Here is a 1549-nt window from a genome sequence, read left to right as displayed (position 1 = left end):
CCGAAGGCGCTGCGCACCCGCGACATCGCCTGTGTCGCCAGCAGCGAGTGGCCTCCCAGGTCGAAGAAGTTGTCCTCCGCCCCCACCCTCGCCACGCCCAGCACCTGCGCCCACACCTGCGAAAGCAACTCCTCCGTCGGCGTGCGCGGCGCCACGTACTGGCCCGCCTCCTGCGCCCCGTCCGGCGTCGGCAGCGCCTTGCGGTCCACCTTCCCGTTCGGCGTCAGCGGCAGCGCCTCCAGCACCACGAAGGCTGCAGGCACCATGTACTCCGGCAGCCGCTCCCTCACGAAGTCGCGCAGCCGCGCGCTCTCCACGCCCTCCGGCGCCACCACGTACGCGATGAGCCGCCGCGGCTCCTCCCGCAGCAGCACCACCGCCGTGCGCACCAACGGGTGCTTGCCCAGCACCGACTCGATTTCGCCCAGCTCCACCCGGAAGCCCCGCAGCTTCACCTGCGTGTCCGCTCGGCCCAGGAATTCGATGTTCCCGTCCGCCAGGTAGCGCGCCCTGTCCCCTGAGCGGTACAGCCGCGAGCCCGGCGCCCCGTACGGGTTGGGCACGAAGCGCTCCGCCGTCAGCTCCGGACGGTGGATGTACCCGCGCGTCACCCCCTCGCCGCCGATGTACAGCTCGCTCGCCACGCCCGACGGCACCGGCTTCAGCGCCCCGTCCAGCACGTACATCCGCACGTTCGCGAACGGGCGCCCAATCGGCACCAGCCGGTTGTCTCCCGCCCCCAGCGCGTTGCTTTCGAACCACGTGCTGTCGATTGTGGTTTCGCTGATGCCGTACGAGTTGATGAGTCGCGTGGAGGCGCCAATCACGCCCCGGATGCGCCGGTACTCATTCACGTACCAGGCGTCCGAGCCCGCGATGAGCACCTTCATCTTCTCCAGCCTCTGGCCCGTCTCCTCCAGGTGCTGCAGCAGGCCTCGCAGCACCGCCGGCACGAACTCCGCGCAGTCGACTCCCTCCGCCTCCATCAACCCGTGCAGCTTCGCAGGCTCCAGCAGCCACTCGCGCGGGCTCAGCACCAGCTTCCCGCCCGAGCACAGCGCCCGGGACAAGTCCCCTCCGAAGACGTCGAAGGAGAAGCTCGCCATCTGCAGGTGGCTTCGGCACGCCTCCTTCAGCGCGTAGCTTCGCTCCCACCCCAGGTACGCATTCGCCCAGCTCCGGTGCGACACCATCACGCCCTTCGGCGTCCCCGTGCTTCCCGACGTGAAGACGACGTACGCCAGGTTCTCAAACGAAGCCGTCCGCGACGGGGCCTCCGTCGGCAAGCCCGCGCGTGCGGGGGCCTCCGCGTCCAGCAGGTAGCGCGGCAGGCCCGGGGCCTCCACCGTCCCCTCCAGCGACTGCTGCGTCAGCAGCAACGACATCCGCGACTCGGACACCATCAGCGCCAGGCGGTCCGCCGGGTACGACGGGTCCAACGGCACGTACGCGCCTCCCGCCTTCAGGATGCCCAGCAGCGCCACCAGCAGCCTCGGCGTGCGCTCCAGGCACACGCCCACCAGCACCTCGGGGCCCACGCCCTGGCTTC

Annotated in this window: 1 protein-coding gene; it reads right to left on the bottom strand. The window is 70.5% G+C overall.

The annotated features are described in order from the left end of the window. The coding region (locus D7Y13_RS41375; RefSeq protein ID WP_120586197.1) for a non-ribosomal peptide synthetase at nt 1-1549 on the bottom strand (1549 nt) is incomplete at both ends.

It is taken from the genome of Corallococcus praedator, from assembly GCF_003612125.1.
Taxonomy (GTDB): domain Bacteria; phylum Myxococcota; class Myxococcia; order Myxococcales; family Myxococcaceae; genus Corallococcus; species Corallococcus praedator.
The sequence above is the reverse complement of the archived record's forward strand: the minus strand, read 5'-3'. Positions and strand labels throughout refer to the sequence as shown.